Source organism: Gordonia gummivorans (genome assembly GCF_022513585.1).
In the GTDB taxonomy this organism is placed as follows: Bacteria; Actinomycetota; Actinomycetes; order Mycobacteriales; family Mycobacteriaceae; genus Gordonia.
In genome coordinates this window covers 25,255-40,879 of sequence record NZ_JAKWBF010000005.1, presented here as the reverse complement: position 1 = coordinate 40,879, position 15,625 = coordinate 25,255, and the positions used below count along the sequence as shown (strand labels likewise).

Sequence of the window (15,625 nt, the reverse complement as noted above, 5' to 3'; positions counted from 1 at the left end):
GCGTGCGGGTTCCGCAAACGAGCACCGTTCCCCCGCGACTTTACCTTCTCTTGACCATGTTGTCGTTCGACGACTCGCTCCGGACGTCCCGAGCCGCAAACCACGCCCGCGCGGTGTCGTGGTCGGCGCGTTCGCCGAGCCTGGTCAGCGTCGCCCGACCCAGACCCACCGAACGCAGGACGTTCTCGGCATGCCGGAGATCACGGCCCCACGGCAGACCGGGTTTGGCGATCATCAGCGACGCGATACCGTGGGCCACGGCCCAGAGTTCGAGGACGACGTTGTCGATGTCGGCCGCGGCACAAATGCCTTCGTCGGCCATCGCCGCCACCGTGCTCCGAAATCGCGCGTAGGCCGACGCGGCGAGGACGTCGTCGACCTTGAGGCGTTCGCCACTGTCCGGAGGCCTGCGGAACGCAACCCGGTACAGCACGGGCGTCGCCAGCGCGAACCGCACGTACGCCAACCCCTGCGCAAGCGCGTTCTCGAGTGGATCGGCGATGCCCTCGGAGGCGACCGCCATCTCGGCGTCGAGGTGCTCGAAATAGCGTGCGCAGACGGCGTCGAGCAGTGCGTCCTTGTCGGCAAAGTGCAGGTAGATCGACGGTGGTGTGACACCGACCCGGTTCGCCACCGCGCGGATCGACACTGCCGTCTCGTCGTCGTGTTCGACGAGGAGATCGCTGGCGGCCTCGATGATCTCCTCGGCGAGGATCTCACCGGATCCGCGGGGTGACCGGGCTCGCCGTGTGGTCACTGGACACCTCCGAATCATCACCGACGGGAGATTCCTCCGATAGCCCAAACCGATCGTGGAGTCGCCGCAACGGGCCGGGAGCCCACCAGTTCGCCCGGCCGAGCAGCCGCATGAATGCCGGCACGAGCAACATGCGGATCAAAGTCGCGTCCATCAGTACGGCCAGCGTCAAACCCACTCCGAACATACGCATGAACGACACCTCGGAGGCCGCGATCCCGGCGAACACGATGCTCATCAGCAGCGCGGCGGCGGTGATCACGCGACCGGTCTTGGCCAGGCCGAGGGCAACTGCGTGGTCGTTGGCGGCGCGGGTTCCGTCGGACCGTAACCACTCCTCACGAATACGGCCGAGAAGGAATACCTCGTAGTCCATCGACAGGCCGAAGGCGATGCAGAACATCAGGACCGGCATCGTGGCGACCAGATAGCCGGTCGCGGTGGTGCCCAGCGCGTCGAGATGCCCGTCCTGGAAGAACCACACCATCGCACCGAACGTCGCCGACAGCGACAAGATGTTGAGCACCAATGCCTTCAGTGGCATGACCACGCTGCCGGTGAACAGGAACAGCAGGATGAACGTCGCGATCGCGATCACCGCGAGAACCCAGGGTAAGTGCGCGTAGATCGAACTCACCGTGTCGTCGTTTGCGGCGGCAACGCCGGCGAACTTGACCTCGACGCCCGCGGGCACCGGCACGTCGCGCAGGCTTTCGAGTTGGTCGAGACCGGCGTCGGACATCGGCTCACGATCGGTGGCAACGGTCACGATGTGCACGTCACCCTTGGTGTCTGCGGGGTTCCCCGGACTCACCTGTTTGCCCTCGATGAAGGTGCCGGCCGACGACGATGCCGAACCGACGTCGTCGACGGTCGAGAGCGTACGGGTGTAATCGCCGAGTTGAGCAGGATCGACCGCACCGGAAGCGACGATGGTGACCGTCGAGGAAAGGTCGTGTTCGAAGTCCTCACGGATCTCTTGCTGGATCGCGTGCGCGCTGGCGCTCGGCGGCAGCACGCGGTCGTCGGGAAACCCGAAACTGATGGACAGGAAGGGCGCGCCGAGAACCAGGAGGAACGCCGTGGTCACCGCCGCCACGGGCAACGCGTGCCGCAGCACCCATTGCACCGCGCGATACCACCAGGTGTCCTCGGCGGCCTTGATCACGGGTTCCGGCCGACCGAACAAGCGCCGCAACGGTTTCCGAACGTCGGCCGCATCGATCCGATCGCCGAGCAGCATGAGGATCGCCGGTGTCAACACCAGGGCCGCCAGCACCGCCACCAAGACCACCCCGAGCCCGGCGTAGGCGAAGGAACGTAGGAAGTACATCGGGAAGATCGCCAGTGCCGACAGCGACAGCGCCACCGTCACAGCGGAGAACGCGACCGTGCGCCCGGCGGTCGCAAACGTGCGGATGATCGCGTCGTCGCGATTCATTCCTCCGGCGACCTCTTCCCGATATCGGGTCACCAAGAGCAGGGTGTAGTCGATCGCGAGCGCGAGACCCAGTGCGGTGGTGAGGTTCAGCGCGAAGATGGATACGTCGGCGAACACCGCGATGAACCGCAGCAATGCGAAGGTCGCAACGATGGACACGATGCCGATGATCACCGGGAGCGCGGCGGCGACCGCTCCGCCGAAGATCACGATGAGCACGAGGAAACTGATCGGGATCGCGATCCCCTCGGCAACCGCGAGGTCCTTGGACGTCTGCTCGTTGACCTGGCTGAAGACCAACCCCTGGCCACCGACCCGGATCGAAATCCCCTGCCGCTCACCGGAAAGCTTGGCTTCGATCTCCTCCGCATGGGCGGGCGCCAGTTCCTCACCGCCACTGAGCGTTGCGATGATCAGCGCCGACGACCCGTCCCGACTCACCAGCGACGACGACAAGCTCGGACTCGTCCACACCGCCAGAATCGGTTGCTGCACATACTCTGTGGCCGAAAGCTCGCGGACGATGTCGCCGCCGACCGCCCGCGCTGCGGGATCGGTCGCCATGTTCATCCCGGCCGGACCGTCGAGCTTGACGACGACCTGCACGCCACCCCGATTGAACGTCTCGTCGAGAACCTTTTCCGCCTGCGTGGATTCCGAATTGGGATCGCTGTACCCACCGGAAAGCAGATGCTGCGCAGCCCCGATGCCGTAGACGCCACACAGCGCGAGCAACACCACCGCCACCAGCAGGACGCGCCGTGGCATTGCGATGATCGATCTGGTCATCCGGACCAACATAGAACTCCCCCGAGAGTTGTCGGACACTTTCCGGCGTTAAGTTATCAGCAGTAAGTTAGACCGGTCAACGAGTTTCCGTCGAACAGATGACATGCTGTACGGCGAGCCCCCATAGCCCAATAGGCAGAGGCAGCCGACTTAAAATCGGCACAGTGTCGGTTCGAGTCCGACTGGGGGCACACTTGCGCGTCAAGCCGCGCCGAGCGGCCTACCCGCGCGGACGTACCGCTCGCTCGGCGATCGCGAGCACCATTCGCCGGGGTGCGAATCGGGGAGAATTGGCGCTCACCTTGTTCAGCAGCCCATCGACCACGCTCGGCTTCCCCGCAGCGAGCGCATCGAGGGCCGTGTCGACGACCTGACGAGTGGTGCGTCGGGCGCCGACCGCGGCATCGTCGGAGCCGACGACGTCGAAGAACTCGGTGTCCGTGGCACCCGGGCAGAGCGCGAGCACCCGCACACCATTGCGGCGGGCTTCCCACCACAGCGCCTCGCTCAAGGAGAGGACGTAAGCCTTTGTCGCGGCGTAGACGGCCATGTGCGGCACCGGCTGAAATGCGGCCGTACTCGCGACGTTGATGATCGCGCCCGAACCTCGCGCAGTCATCAGCTGCAGATAGGCGGTCGTGAGGTCGGTCAGTGCGGCGACGTTGAGCGCGACCTCGCTGCTGATTCGGGTTGGGTCGGCATCGGCAAGATCACCGTGAGTGCCGAATCCCGCGTTGTTGATGAGGAAGTCGACGTCGAGACCGCGCTTGTCGATCTCCCCGACGAGTTCGGCCGCCGCGCCCGGTACGGACAGGTCAGCGCCGATCACGTCGGTCCGGATACTGTGCCGGGCACGCAGATCGCCCGCCAGGGCGTCGAGCTTGTCCACACTGCGCGCGGTCAGAATCAGGTTGGCCCCCTGGGCCGCGAGGGTCTCGGCGAAGTCCTTGCCGATGCCGGAGCTGGCGCCGGTGATGAGAACGGTGGAGTCACGATGATTCATGGTTCGGTCCTGTCGGGTTGATGTCGTCGAGGTTGATGTCGAGCCCGCCTGCGGCCAACGACATGAGAACTTCGGTGTAGTGGGCAAGGTCGTGGTCGCGCTGCTCGGTCGCGCCGGCGTCCACAAGTGTCTTGATGCCGTCGAACGCGCCCACCAGGACAGTCGCCAATGCGGTCGCGTCGATGTCGGCACGCATCTGTCCGGCGGTCTGTCCATCGCGGATGATGTTGGCGATCAGCGTGATCCACGTTTCGATCGGCTTATGGGGACTTCCCGAGTCGCCGAGTTCACGCACCAGTCGAATCACACTCCACGCCCCAGGATCACTCTCGAGGTGTTCGAGCATGGCAGGCAGCACCTCCATGAGTTGGGCGATCGGTGTCTCTTGAGCCAGCACGCGACGCTCGACCACGTCGATCCACAGTTGCTCCTGGTGGTCGATCACCGCGCGAGCGAGTTCCGCCTTGGACGAGAAATAGAAGTAGAACGCACCTTTGGTGAGCCCTGAAGCCGCGATCAGAGCACTGAATTTGGTTGCCTCGTAGCCGTTTTCCGCGAACTCGGACGCAGCGACGGTCAGCAGGTGCGCACGCGTCGCGGCGCCTTTGGCGGTGGACGGCTCGGCAGGACTCACTTCGCAAGAATAAACCATCCGGTAGGTTTTTACAAACCATGCGGTAGGTTTTCCACTTCCTGCCGTCACACCATGCGAAACGACGCCCGATACTCGCTCGGCGTCGTGTGCATGGTTCTCGTGAAGTGGTGACGGAACGTCACCGCCGAACCGAACCCGACGCTCGTGGCGATCTCCTCGATCGGCGTGCCACCGTCCTCGAGGAGCGCAAGACTGGCCGAGATTCGCTGCCCGATAAGCCATCTGATGGGAGTGGTACCCGTTTCCGCGGCGAACTGCCGAAGGTAGCTACGCCGAGAGAGATGCGCGACGCCGGCGAGTTCATCGAGACCGATCGGCCGGTCCAGGTTGTCCAGCGCCCACGCCATGCTGGCGGCGATCACGCCGTCGCGCTCGGCGACGCCGGTCGGCGTCTCGACGTACTGGGCTTGCCCACCCGAACGATGCGGCGCGATGACCAGGCGTCGTGCCACATCATTCGCCACCCGAGGACCTCGATCGAGCCGCACGATATGGACACAGAGATCAAGGCCCGCGGCACAGCCCGCACTGGTGAACACGTTTCCGGCGTCGACGTACAGCGGCCGCGGGTCCACATCGACGCGCGGGTATCGGCGACCGAGTTCCTCGGCGTAGATCCAGTGCGTCGTCGCCTGCCGCCCGTCGAGCACACCGGCCTCGGCCAGCAGGAACGCGCCAGAGCAGATGGACACGAGCCGTGCACCGTTCTCGGCGGCCGCGCGCACGGCCTCGACCGCATCGCCTGAGGGCGATGCGAAGACGTCGGCCACGCTCGGCACGACGATCGTGTCGGCCCGCGACAGGTCATCGAGACCGTGACTCACCGTGAGCGTGGCACCCCCGATCATGTCGACCTGCCCTTCGGCCGCACAGAAGAAGGCGCGATACCAGGGTCTTGGAATCCCCTCCGCGAACGGTCGGGAGAGCTCCGCCATACCAAAGATCTCGGCCGCGATACCGGCCTCGAAACCAGACATGCCGCCGTAGGCGAGGATCGCCACATCATGCATGTCACTATCTTATCGATAGTAGGCATTGGTGCCACTGTTGTTCGGGGCGCAGTGGCTGGACAGTGGAACCATGAATCCTTCAACGGCCTCCAAAGCCATTGCCCGAGTGCGAGATAGCACCGCTGTTCAGATCTTGGTCGACGCCGCGGCCGGCGTTCACGCCGCATCGGCCATCTCCCACGGCGCGGCACCTCCCGAGCGCGCACGACCCGCCCGGGCCGCGGAACCTCCACAATCCGACCAATGAGACGAATAAGCGTGTGCGTCTCATCACATTTTCCTGCCGCACGCGCGGCCATCGACCCGAAAACAGCCCCCCACCTGCTCGAACATGGATACTCCGCGCACTCCGTCGCCTTTTGACGAGCTCCTGACCCGACGGTAGCTTTCAAACCCGTCAAATGTTCCTCGAGGAGCACCTGACGACAAGACAGTCGGGGGGCTGTGTCGCGGAAAGCGATTCGCGTCTCGTCGCCGCACGTTTCCTCGTACTTCCGAGAAACCGAGGTATTCACGTGCGCACCCGACTCCTTGGCCTGGCTGTTGCATTCGTGTGCGCGATCAGTGGCCTCGCTCTGAGCTCAGCGCCGGCGACGGCGTCGACCTTCGAGCGCTATCTCGACCTCCCGCTGACCAACCGGTTCGCCGACCACGACGCCGGCGGGGTCAACAAGGCACTGCCCACCGATCTCGCGCAGCTGACCCGTCTCGTCGGCGAGGCTCGGGCCAGTGGCGTTGCGCCGCAGCGTTATGGGGCGTTGCTGTTCCAGTACCGGCTCGTACAGGCCACCTCCACGGCCGGGATCGACCTCGCAACCTGGGACCCCGACAAGGGCTTCCACGCCATGCGCGGCAACATGATCAAGTCCTACCGGTACTACGAGAACTTCCAGATCGCGCACCGCAACCTGCAGTGGTCGGGTATGGCCGGACTCGTCGGGGCGGACTTCGGTGGCGGCATCGCCGACGTCGTCATGATGGGCGACATCTATGCCATCCGAGGCCTGCAGCCGCTGGCTGCGCAGATCATCGAGGCGACGACGTCGGTCGCAGGCAAGCAGTTCATCGGGATCTTCCCGAAGGGCCTGCAGACGCTGGCCTACGGCGCCGACAAGATCACCCCCAACGACCTGCAGTGGTTCTCCAAGCAGATCCTGGTCATGCAGAAGGCCATCTTCTCCGACCTGATGCCTCTGCACGTTGCGTTCACTCGCGACGGCCTAAAGGGTGTCACCGAGTTCTACAACGCGGGACTCATCGACGCCGGCGTCCTCAACGCCTGGCGCGACATCGCCTCGGGCAATCCGAAGCTGGTCTCCCAGGGCAATGCCACCCTGCTGCGACGTGAGCAATTCAACGTCGTCGGTTGGCAATTCGACAACGTCCGCAACTACCGCAAGGCCGATGGTGTCGGCGCGGCATTGACCTATGCCATGACGCTCGCCGGCTCACCGTCGATCGCGGGTGTGCCCGCTCTGCGGAACTTCATCCCGTTCACCTACCGGGCAAAGATGGCCGACGGCCGCACGCTGAGCGTGAAAACCCCTATCGCCAATTGGGATTGGTCGAAGTTCGACCTGCGCTGGCGTTACGTGACCACCGAACTCCTGCCCCGCTACCAGGATTGGGTGAACAACCGATTCGGCAACCTCGTCGCCACCATGAAGGTTCCCTACGAGACCCAGTTCGAGTCGCACCGACCGGTCTGGAATCTCCACAAGATCCTGGCGGACGCGGCGTCGCACACCGCGGTATCGGTCAGCTGAACCACGCATCGCGCGCGCGGACTATCCTTCCGGCATGAAACGGCGGCTGTTCGTCACCCTCAATCGCGCGGTCAACGCTGTCGTGACCAAGCTTCGCCCCAAGCGATTCCGCGGCGCCGATCTGCTCCTGCTCACCACCACCGGACGCAAGAGCGGCAAGACCCGGATCACTCCCCTGATGTACATGGTCGACGGTGAGCGATGGATCGTCGTCGCCTCCAACGGTGGCGCCGACTGGCAGCCCGGCTGGTGGCTGAACCTCAAGGCGGCTACTCCGGCGTCGATCACCCTGGACGGCAACACGATTCCGGTCACCGGCGCCGAGATCACCGGCGCCGAGCGCGATGCCGTCTGGCGCAAACTCATCGACGATGTCTTCGACTATCAGACCTACCAGGACAAGGTCACCAGGACGATCGCAGTGGTCGCGTTGACACGGGCGACCTGAGCACCAGAAACCATATCAACGACTATTGACACAATATGGGTGAACCAGGCATTGTGACCTGATGGACACTGTCGTCGTGCATCCGGGACTCCTGCTCGCCGCGGATGAGGGCGGCGGCGCGGCGCTCGATCAAGTTGCACTCATGACCGCCATCGCCGGCGTCATCTCGGCCGGCCTCGGCCTCATCGCCTATCTGCACCGCACCCGCAAGATCACGTGGCTACAGACCTTTGCCGAATTCGCCGGGCGCCTGTTCCGGCGGCCCCCGTGGGTGGCCCTGCCGAGCCTGCTGTTCACCACGACGATCATCACCGCGATGTTCGGGTTCATCTGGGATGTCAGTCTTCACATCGGACGCGGGCGCGACTCGGGTCCGCTCGCGAACCCCGCGCACTACTTCATCCTGTTCGGCCTGTTCTTCCTCTTCATCGGCGGCGTACTCGCGATGATCCTGCCGCGCGAAGAAGAAGGGACTCCGCCCGGCTCACAGTCGGGGCGCATCCCGGTCAAGATCACCCGCACCTGGTACGCGCCCACCGGCGGCATTCTGATTGCCACCGCAGGCCTCTACGCGCTCATCGGCTTCCCGCTCGATGACGTCTGGCATCGCATCTTCGGCCAGGACGTCACGCTCTGGGGCCCGACGCATCTCATGCTCATCGGCGGCGCCGGACTGTCGCTGCTCGCGATCATCATCCTGGACTGGGAAGGCGCAGCGGCACCCAAGCTCCACCGCGACGCCGACGGCGAACTCGTCGGGGAAGACGGCCGACCACCCGGCCGCGGCAGCTTCATGGTCTGGTTCGGGCGGGCGATGATGGCCGCGGGCCTCGTCATCGGCATGTCGGTGTACCAGGTGGAGTTCGACTTCGGTGTCCAGCAGTTCCGGGCCGTCTTCCATCCCACCCTGATGCTGGCCGCCGGCGTCTTCGCACTCGTGATCGCCCGACTGCTCGCCGGACGGGGCGCAGCACTCTTCGCAGTGCTCGCCGCCGCGATCATCCGCGAGGTCATCGCCTGGATCGTCTGGGTACCCGCGGAAGCACCACACAGCGTGTTCCCGCTGTATCTCGGAATCGCCATCATCGTCGAGATCCTCGCTCTCACACCGCTCGTGCATCGGCGCCTGCTGTTCGGAACCGTCGCCGGCGTGCTGGCCGGAACCCTCGGCTTCTTCCTCGAGCGCATCTGGGTCAATGCCGTGTTCCCGATTCCGTGGAATCACGGTTTCAACACCGAGGCACTGTTGATGGCAATTCCGTCGGCCACCATTTCCGGCCTGGTCGCCGCATTGTTCGTGGTGGCGGTCCGCGGAGAAGAACTCCCCCGTCCCGCGATCCGACGCGGCATCATGGTCGGCTTCGTGGCGATCGCCGCCATCGTGACAGCCAACGGATTGACCTATCACACACCGGATCTCACAGCCACTGTCACCTTTGCCGATGCCGCCGAGGACGACGGCAACACCATGCGCACCGCCACCATCGAGCTCAGTCGCGAGATCCCCGACGACGCCGAGTGGGTACAGGTCATGGCATGGCAGGGCGGTGAAAGCGAATTGCGTGGTCTGCACATCGACACCCTGCGCAAGGTGGGTCCGACCACCTACGAGACCACCAAACCATTCCCCGTCGGCGGAACGTGGAAGACGTTGCTGCGGGTCCAGAATGGCAAGGAGATGGGTGCGGTACCACTCTTCCTGCCCGCGGATCCTGGCATCGACGCCACCGAGGTCGTGGCAGCGTCCGGACAGCCCTATCCCTTCCAGCAGGAACTCTCGATTCTGCAGCGCGAGCGCAAGGCCGACGCGTCGGCTCTGGCGTTCGGCATGGCGTCGCTTGTGGTGCTCGCCTGCACGCTCGCCTTCATCTGGTTGCTGGGTTGGGGCGCGGTGCGCGTCAACCGGGCACGGCGCGAGCAGATGGCCGAGGTCGACGGCGAGTCGGCCGACCCGCGTGCCGACGACGGGGGCCAGTCGGCGCCCCGCGCCCGGCACACCACCGGACACACCCGGTGACGTCGGCCGCACAAACGATCTATCTGGCCGATCACTCGGTCCTGCTGGCGATTCCGGCACTTCTGCCGGTGGCGATCATCGTCATCGTCATCCTGGTCATCGTGATCCGCGACCGCCGCGCCGAGGCGCTGGAGGAAGCGATGGCACATGAGGCACTGGAAGACGAATCCACCACACCGGAAAACGGCCAGGCATCCGAAGGCAATCCCGATGACGACGATGTGACCAAAGGAGATTCATGACGCACGACGCGATGTCGCACAGGATGATTCGGTGGACCGCAGCCTTGGGTGCGGCGGTCGTTGCCGTCGGCCTGGCCGGATGCGGTGGCACCGACGAGAGTGCAGGCGCGAGCAGTACCGCCGCTACGCCGTCCGGGGTGTCGATGGTGTCACCTCCGCCGTCCGCGGACACCGCGACAACCATCGACATCACGATCGCCAACGGCACGGTCACCCCGCGCAATGCCCGGATCGAAGCGACGGTCGGCACACCCATCGTTCTGTACGTCACCAGTGACGCCGCCGACGAGGTTCACGTTCATTCGACGCCCGAGCACAGCTTCGAGGTGACGGCGGGAGCGCAGCGTGAGCGCTTCGAGTTCACCGTCACCGTGCCGGGGTCGGTGGCGATCGAACTGCACGAGGCCGACGTGACCGTCGCAACTCTGCAGGTCCGCTGACCGGACCTTGGTGGCCGCGCCAGTGAATCTTGTTGTCGCCCACGGGATCGGCGGTTCGACGGACCTGCCCATTCCGTTCACGTACGCGCTCATCGGCGGCGCGTGGGCACTGACGTTTTCGTTCGTCATCACGATTCTGGTGTGGAAGACCCCACGCCTCGACCCGGAGCGCGTCGGATCACGGCTACCCGCGGTGCTTGCCGCGGTGTCGGACGATGCGCGTGTCCGAGGTGTCCTGCGGATGCTGGCCGTCGCGCTGGTCGGCTGGGTGGCGATCGCGGCCTTCGCCGGATCGTCGGAGCCGAGTCGCAATCCGCTATCCGGTTTTCTCTACGTGCTCGTGTGGGTGGGTCTGGTTCCCGCATCCCTGCTGTTGGGTCCGTTCTGGCGGGTCCTGTCACCGTGGCGAACGTTGCACCGCTGGGTGTTTCGGGATCGGTCTCCGCTGGTCCGGCTACCCGCGTGGGTCGGGGTGTGGCCCGGCGCACTGGGCCTGTTCGCGTTCGCCTGGCTGGAGCTGGCATGCAGCAGCAACGGCGAGGTGTGGGCCGTACGCGCATGGCTGCTGTGTTATGTCGCCGTGGTTCTCGTCGGTGCCGTGGTCTTCGGGCGCGAATGGTGTGCAGCCGCCGACCCGTTCGAGGTGTACAGCACGCTGATCTCCCACCTGGCCATCGTCGGGCGCGGGCCCGACGGCCGCCTGGCCTGGCGCAATCCGCTCGATGCGCTCGGCGGCCTCGTCCCCGGACCCGGCATCGTGACGGTTGTGGCAGTCTTGCTGGGCTCCACTGCCTTCGACAGTTTCAACGCCTTCCCGGGATGGGGCAGGTTCGTCGAGGACAGCGGTGCACCCCAGTTGTGGCGGACCGTCGGCCTCGCGTGCGCTGTGTTGATCGTGGCGCTGAGCTATTGGGTTTCCACGCAGATGGTCGGCGGTATGACCCGGGCGCAGCGGCGCCTGTTGCCCGGGCAGCTGATCCATTCGATCGTGCCGATCGTGGTCGGCTACATCTTCGCTCACTACCTGTCGTATCTGGTCGAGAAGGGACAGGCCACCCTGATCCTGCTCGCCGACCCGGCCGACGCGGGCTGGAACGTTCTGGGTATCTCCAATCTCACCGTGTCCTACGTTCTTTCGGAACATCAGGGCGCGTTGGCGACCATGAAGGTGCTGTTCGTCCTGTGCGGCCATGTATTGGGTGTCATTGCCGCGCATGACCGCTCGTTGCGCATCCTCCCCAAGGGACACCAACTGACCGGCCAGCTCGGACTCATCGTCGTGATGGTCGCCTACACCTTCGGTGGGTTGTACCTGTTGTTCGGTGGCTGATCCGAAGAGTTAAGTGACCAGCGTCGTGACCTGGGGTTACGTGGCGTCGCGGCCGCGAGGACCGCGCGTCGACAGGGACCTCATATCTGGTCAGAGACCTTCGGAACTGCCGACGGTCCCTGACCACAAGTGAGGTCCCTGTGATGGGTGGTCCGTGGCGGCCGCTTCACCGACCCGAGGCGCGTCGTGGTTTCAGAAACCGCGTGTCTGGTCAGAAACCCGAGGCGCACCAGCGGTTTCTGGCGACCAATGCGGTTTCTGCGACGAGGCCGCGCTCTTCCCGCCTCCATGATCGTCGGCAACGCCGACGGTGAGTCGCTGACTCGAAGAGCTACGTGACCGGGCCGCCGACCTGGGCAAATGCGATCGCCATGTCCGCAGCGTCCGGCCAGTGGGTGAACACTCGCACCGAAGCGTTTCAATTTGCGTCGGATAACGGAGCAAGCTGAAACCTCTGTCGGTGCTTGTCCGCGCCAGGTGTCGGGCCGCCCAGCCAACGTCGTAGCAGAAGGTGTCGCCTGGCGGGCACCTTCTGCTACAGCGTTTTTCGTCCCCAACGATGCTGCCATCTGTGCGCGCCGGCGGATCGATCGGCGCTCCTGGCGGGCCAGATGGCCGGCCGGTCGACCTCGTGTCCGAAACGGTCGTGCTGAAGTGCCTCCGAGGGAAATGTGCCCTCGGTGGCTCCTCACGGAGACCGTTCCGGACGGCCTCACTCTTCCCGCCTCCACGATTGCCGACGACGTCGGCGGGTGGGTCGCTGATCCGAGGAGGTCGGTGAGCGACACTCCGACCTGGGGTGGCCGGACGACCGCCCTCGTCCGAGTGCGCGCCAGCGAGTCGCGAACCCAGAAGCCGCGTGTCTGGCTAGAAACCCGCTGCGCACCAGGGGTTTCCGACCAGGACCGCGGTTTCTGGCCGCATGTACGGTTTCTGTTCGGCAGTCGACGATCCCCTATTCACCTGAGCCATCATCGGATTCGCGCACGACGGTCTGTTCCTGATCGACCACCGAACCCAGTGTGACGTTCACGGTCCGGGTGCGACCGTTCGATTCGACGGTCACCGGCACTGTATCGCCGGGTGTGTGCGTCAACGTCTGGGCCATCAGATCTGCATAGCCACCGATGGTGGCGTCACCGATCTTGGTCACGACGTCGCCCTGCCGAATGCCTGCCGAGTCAGCCGGGCCGCCGGACTGGACGGAGGCCACTCGCGCCCCCTGGTCCGAGGAGTCGCCGCCGATCGAGCCCGACACACCGAGCACCGGCTTGGTCGAGTGTCCCTGCTGCAGAATCTCGTTCGCGACTCGCTTGGCAACGTCCACCGGTATTGCAAAGCCGAGTCCAAAGGCCTGCACGCCGCCCGATGCCGCCTGACCGGTGTTGACGGCCGAGTTCACGCCGATCACCTGGCCGCTCAGATTCACCAGTGGTCCACCGGAATTGCCGGGGTTGATCGCGGTGTCGGTCTGCAGACCGTTGTAGACCGCGACCGGGCCGCCACTGCCGTCACCGGCTGTCACGGTGCGCGACAACGCACTGACGATCCCCGACGTCACGGTGTTGGAGAGGTTCTCCGGCGATCCGACGGCGACAACTTGTTGGCCGACCTTCACGCCCGAGGACTCGCCCAGAGCGGCAGGCGTCAACCCGCTTGCGTCCTGCAGCTTGATCACCGCAAGGTCGTAGGACGGAGACGTTCCCGTCACCGACGCCGCGAACGTCTTACCGTCCGACGTGGTCACCTGGATGCGTCCGCTGTTCCCGACACCATCGACGACGTGATTGTTGGTCAGCACATGACCGTCTTGCGACCCCGCTGCCGACGGCGGTCCCCTGGCTTCCGGCGACCTTGATGTCGGCGGTGAACTTCGAAGCCACTTGCGCCGCATAGGTTGTCGATCCCGGTTGCTGGTCGGCCGGGTTGTTGCCGGCCGGCACGGAGGTGAGCAGCGGTGCCGCAACGTTGTCCGACCGGTCGACGAGCAGACTGCCCCCGACGCCGACAGCGCCGCCGAGCAGCCCGGCGATGAGTGCCGTCGCCATGATCGGAGCGGTCACGGTTCGTCGACGACGCGTCGGTGGCCCGGGCTGCGGTTCTGGTTGCGGCTGGGCATAAGTGGGCGCGTATCCGCCAGGTGCTTGCGAGCCCGGGTACCACCCGGACGAGTGCGGCTGCGGGGAATGTGGCTGTGCGGGATAGCCATCGGAGTGCCAGTTCTCGGTGTTCACCGCGTCCACAGTGATCTCGAACACTGAGAGCAGACCAAGACCAAGACCACCAATCTGCTGACAATCCACCCAGGAAACGGCCAGATACGTCGAGGTGATGTACTCGAAGGATGATCACCGGCACCGTTCTCGCCCAGGCCGACTCATCCAGTTCCTCCGCCGCCCTGCTCACCCTGAGCATCTCGCTCTACTCCGCCGTGATCCTCATCTGCATCGGCGTGGGTATCAATGCGGCGAGGCACGGACGTCGTCGCCTGGCGATCGCGATGGCCGTGATCGTCGGCATCCTCACCATCGTCGGTGTCGTACTCGCCATTCTCAGCAGCGTGCACTGAACTCTCAACCGCGTCGGCCTTCTGTGGTGGACCTCGCCCTGGCCGAGCGAGGAGGATCGCAAGCCGCCGGCCAGTGTTGGAGGTCGGGCCGGTGGCCAGGATCGGGCCCCTGACGATGGTCCTCCGGGCATGTCCCGGAAGCGGACGCTGACGGGCCCGATCTCAGTCACCGATTGCCGGTCGCCGCGTTCCGCCGACCGGCGACGCCAGGAACATGCGCCCACAAAAGTCGGGGAAGAAACTTCGTCCCCGACCCTTGGTGTCTTCCCCCAGAAATTTGTAGGGGACGACTGTGAACCTCGGGGAAGAAACTTCTTCCCCGAGATTTTGCGGGCACAGTACCGTGTTTACCCAGGTCAGAAGGCTGGTCACCGAACGCTTCGGATAAGCGAGTACTCAGGTGCGTCGCACCGGTCACCCTCCATGGGCAACTGTGACCAGAATCGCAAACTTGCATTCGTCTGCAATCTTGCAGAGATCTGCAACTTCAGTACCGTGGGCTCTATGCACTCGACAGGCCTGCGCGAAACGAAGAAGGCGGCTACTCGGCTCGCCCTCGCCAGCGCGGTACTTCGCCTGGCCACCCGTGACGGGATCGACCGCGTCACCATCGACACCGTCGCAGCCGAGGCCGGCGTGTCGGTGCGCACCTTTCACAACTACTTCAGCGGCAAGGAAGACGCTCTGGTCTTCTTTGCTGCGGCGTTGTTCGATTCCATCGTCGACCGCATCGAGTCGCAGCCGCTCGACGAGTCGTTCTGGAGTGCCGTTCGCAGTGCGCTGGTGGACGTCGCCACCTCCCCCGACCTCGGAAAGCCCGCCGAGTTCGTGACGCTGCTCCGGTTGCTGGACTCCGAACCGATCGTTGCCGCGCACTCGCAGCACGTCGACCTCATCGGCCAGATCGACGCGCGCGTCGAGGCGCTGTTCACCCAGCGCGGACAAGATGGCAACGAGCTGTACCCACATCTGGTGCTGCACAACGCGATCGCGACAACCCGAGTAGCTCTCGAGTTTTGGGTGGCGCGCGCCCAGGGCGACGACGTCAACGATCCCGACAAAGTCCGCACAGTGCTCGACGCTGCACTGGATCAGGTGCAAGCCGGTATGGCCCAACCGATTTCCCGCCCGATGATTTCCCGACCGAAGGAGCTCTAG

At 64.9% G+C, this 15,625-nt stretch carries 13 protein-coding genes, 1 tRNA gene and 1 pseudogene; 9 read left to right on the top strand and 6 right to left on the bottom strand.

Translation table 11 applies throughout. The annotated features are described in order from the left end of the window. Positions 1 to 40 precede the first annotated feature (40 nt). Positions 41 to 775 carry a TetR/AcrR family transcriptional regulator gene (locus MKW15_RS05500; RefSeq protein WP_240856708.1) on the bottom strand — a complete coding sequence of 245 codons (735 nt, stop codon included), beginning with the start codon at positions 773 to 775 and terminating at the stop codon, positions 41 to 43. Then, complete coding sequence (locus tag MKW15_RS05495; protein WP_240856575.1) at positions 717 to 2,999, bottom strand: MMPL family transporter; 2,283 nt, start codon at positions 2,997 to 2,999, stop codon at positions 717 to 719. The genes MKW15_RS05500 and MKW15_RS05495 overlap by 59 nt, the downstream gene beginning before the upstream one ends. A gap of 105 nt (positions 3,000 to 3,104) precedes the next feature. On the opposite strand from MKW15_RS05495, the gene MKW15_RS05490 reads away from it, so the two are divergent. Then, a tRNA-Leu gene (locus MKW15_RS05490) sits at positions 3,105 to 3,178 on the top strand. 29 nt (positions 3,179 to 3,207) lie between these two features. On the opposite strand, the gene MKW15_RS05485 is transcribed toward MKW15_RS05490, so the two are convergent. From MKW15_RS05485 to MKW15_RS05475, 3 genes are all read right to left on the bottom strand, one after another. Further along, positions 3,208 to 3,990, bottom strand: coding sequence for an SDR family NAD(P)-dependent oxidoreductase (locus MKW15_RS05485; protein WP_240856574.1), 783 nt, complete (start codon positions 3,988 to 3,990; stop codon positions 3,208 to 3,210). Further along, positions 3,977 to 4,624 carry a TetR/AcrR family transcriptional regulator gene (locus tag MKW15_RS05480; protein WP_240856573.1) on the bottom strand — a complete coding sequence of 216 codons (648 nt, stop codon included), beginning with the start codon at positions 4,622 to 4,624 and terminating at the stop codon, positions 3,977 to 3,979. The genes MKW15_RS05485 and MKW15_RS05480 overlap by 14 nt, the downstream gene beginning before the upstream one ends. Before the next feature lie 65 nt (positions 4,625 to 4,689). Beyond that, a complete protein-coding gene (locus tag MKW15_RS05475) occupies positions 4,690 to 5,655 on the bottom strand; it encodes a helix-turn-helix domain-containing protein (protein WP_240856572.1) in 966 nt (321 codons plus the stop codon). Positions 5,656 to 6,164: 509 nt separating this feature from the next. Here MKW15_RS05475 and MKW15_RS05470 point away from each other — a divergent pair. The 6 genes from MKW15_RS05470 (at position 6,165) to MKW15_RS05445 (ending at position 11,898) form a co-directional block, all read left to right on the top strand. Beyond that, positions 6,165 to 7,421, top strand: coding sequence for a hypothetical protein (locus tag MKW15_RS05470; RefSeq protein ID WP_374246549.1), 1,257 nt, complete (start codon positions 6,165 to 6,167; stop codon positions 7,419 to 7,421). Positions 7,422 to 7,455: 34 nt separating this feature from the next. Beyond that, on the top strand, positions 7,456 to 7,869 hold the full coding sequence (locus tag MKW15_RS05465; protein ID WP_240856570.1) for a nitroreductase/quinone reductase family protein: 414 nt from the start codon (positions 7,456 to 7,458) through the stop codon (positions 7,867 to 7,869). Between the two features lie 61 nt (positions 7,870 to 7,930). Next, positions 7,931 to 9,886: a hypothetical protein gene (locus tag MKW15_RS05460; protein ID WP_240856569.1), complete on the top strand. Its 1,956-nt coding sequence runs from the start codon at positions 7,931 to 7,933 to the stop codon at positions 9,884 to 9,886. Beyond that, positions 9,883 to 10,128, top strand: coding sequence for a hypothetical protein (locus tag MKW15_RS05455; protein ID WP_240856568.1), 246 nt, complete (start codon positions 9,883 to 9,885; stop codon positions 10,126 to 10,128). The genes MKW15_RS05460 and MKW15_RS05455 overlap by 4 nt, the downstream gene beginning before the upstream one ends. Further along, complete coding sequence (locus MKW15_RS05450; RefSeq protein ID WP_240856567.1) at positions 10,125 to 10,568, top strand: hypothetical protein; 444 nt, start codon at positions 10,125 to 10,127, stop codon at positions 10,566 to 10,568. Before MKW15_RS05455 ends, MKW15_RS05450 begins: the two co-directional genes overlap by 4 nt. A gap of 22 nt (positions 10,569 to 10,590) precedes the next feature. Beyond that, entirely contained in the window at positions 10,591 to 11,898 is a 1,308-nt protein-coding gene (locus tag MKW15_RS05445; protein ID WP_240856707.1) for a hypothetical protein, read from the top strand. Positions 11,899 to 12,853: 955 nt separating this feature from the next. Here MKW15_RS05445 and MKW15_RS05440 read toward each other — a convergent pair. Then, positions 12,854 to 13,946: pseudogene (locus MKW15_RS05440) on the bottom strand (S1C family serine protease). Between the two features lie 296 nt (positions 13,947 to 14,242). Here MKW15_RS05440 and MKW15_RS05435 point away from each other — a divergent pair. Beyond that, positions 14,243 to 14,467 (top strand): hypothetical protein, encoded by a 225-nt coding sequence (locus MKW15_RS05435; protein WP_240856566.1) that lies wholly within the window; start codon positions 14,243 to 14,245, stop codon positions 14,465 to 14,467. Between the two features lie 504 nt (positions 14,468 to 14,971). Further along, positions 14,972 to 15,625, top strand: coding sequence for a TetR/AcrR family transcriptional regulator (locus MKW15_RS05430; protein WP_240856565.1), 654 nt, complete (start codon positions 14,972 to 14,974; stop codon positions 15,623 to 15,625).

Excerpts from the sequence above, each read along its gene's own strand:
- MKW15_RS05495 (WP_240856575.1), bottom strand. The coding sequence starts at position 2,999 with ATGTTGGTCCGGATGACCAGATCGATCATCGCAATGCCACGGCGCGTC.
- MKW15_RS05460 (WP_240856569.1), top strand. The coding sequence starts at position 7,931 with ATGGACACTGTCGTCGTGCATCCGGGACTCCTGCTCGCCGCGGATGAG.
- MKW15_RS05485 (WP_240856574.1), bottom strand. The coding sequence starts at position 3,990 with ATGAATCATCGTGACTCCACCGTTCTCATCACCGGCGCCAGCTCCGGC.
- MKW15_RS05430 (WP_240856565.1), top strand. The coding sequence starts at position 14,972 with ATGCACTCGACAGGCCTGCGCGAAACGAAGAAGGCGGCTACTCGGCTC.
- MKW15_RS05500 (WP_240856708.1), bottom strand. The coding sequence starts at position 775 with ATGATTCGGAGGTGTCCAGTGACCACACGGCGAGCCCGGTCACCCCGC.
- MKW15_RS05475 (WP_240856572.1), bottom strand. The coding sequence starts at position 5,655 with ATGCATGATGTGGCGATCCTCGCCTACGGCGGCATGTCTGGTTTCGAG.
- MKW15_RS05465 (WP_240856570.1), top strand. The coding sequence starts at position 7,456 with ATGAAACGGCGGCTGTTCGTCACCCTCAATCGCGCGGTCAACGCTGTC.
- MKW15_RS05435 (WP_240856566.1), top strand. The coding sequence starts at position 14,243 with ATGATCACCGGCACCGTTCTCGCCCAGGCCGACTCATCCAGTTCCTCC.
- MKW15_RS05450 (WP_240856567.1), top strand. The coding sequence starts at position 10,125 with ATGACGCACGACGCGATGTCGCACAGGATGATTCGGTGGACCGCAGCC.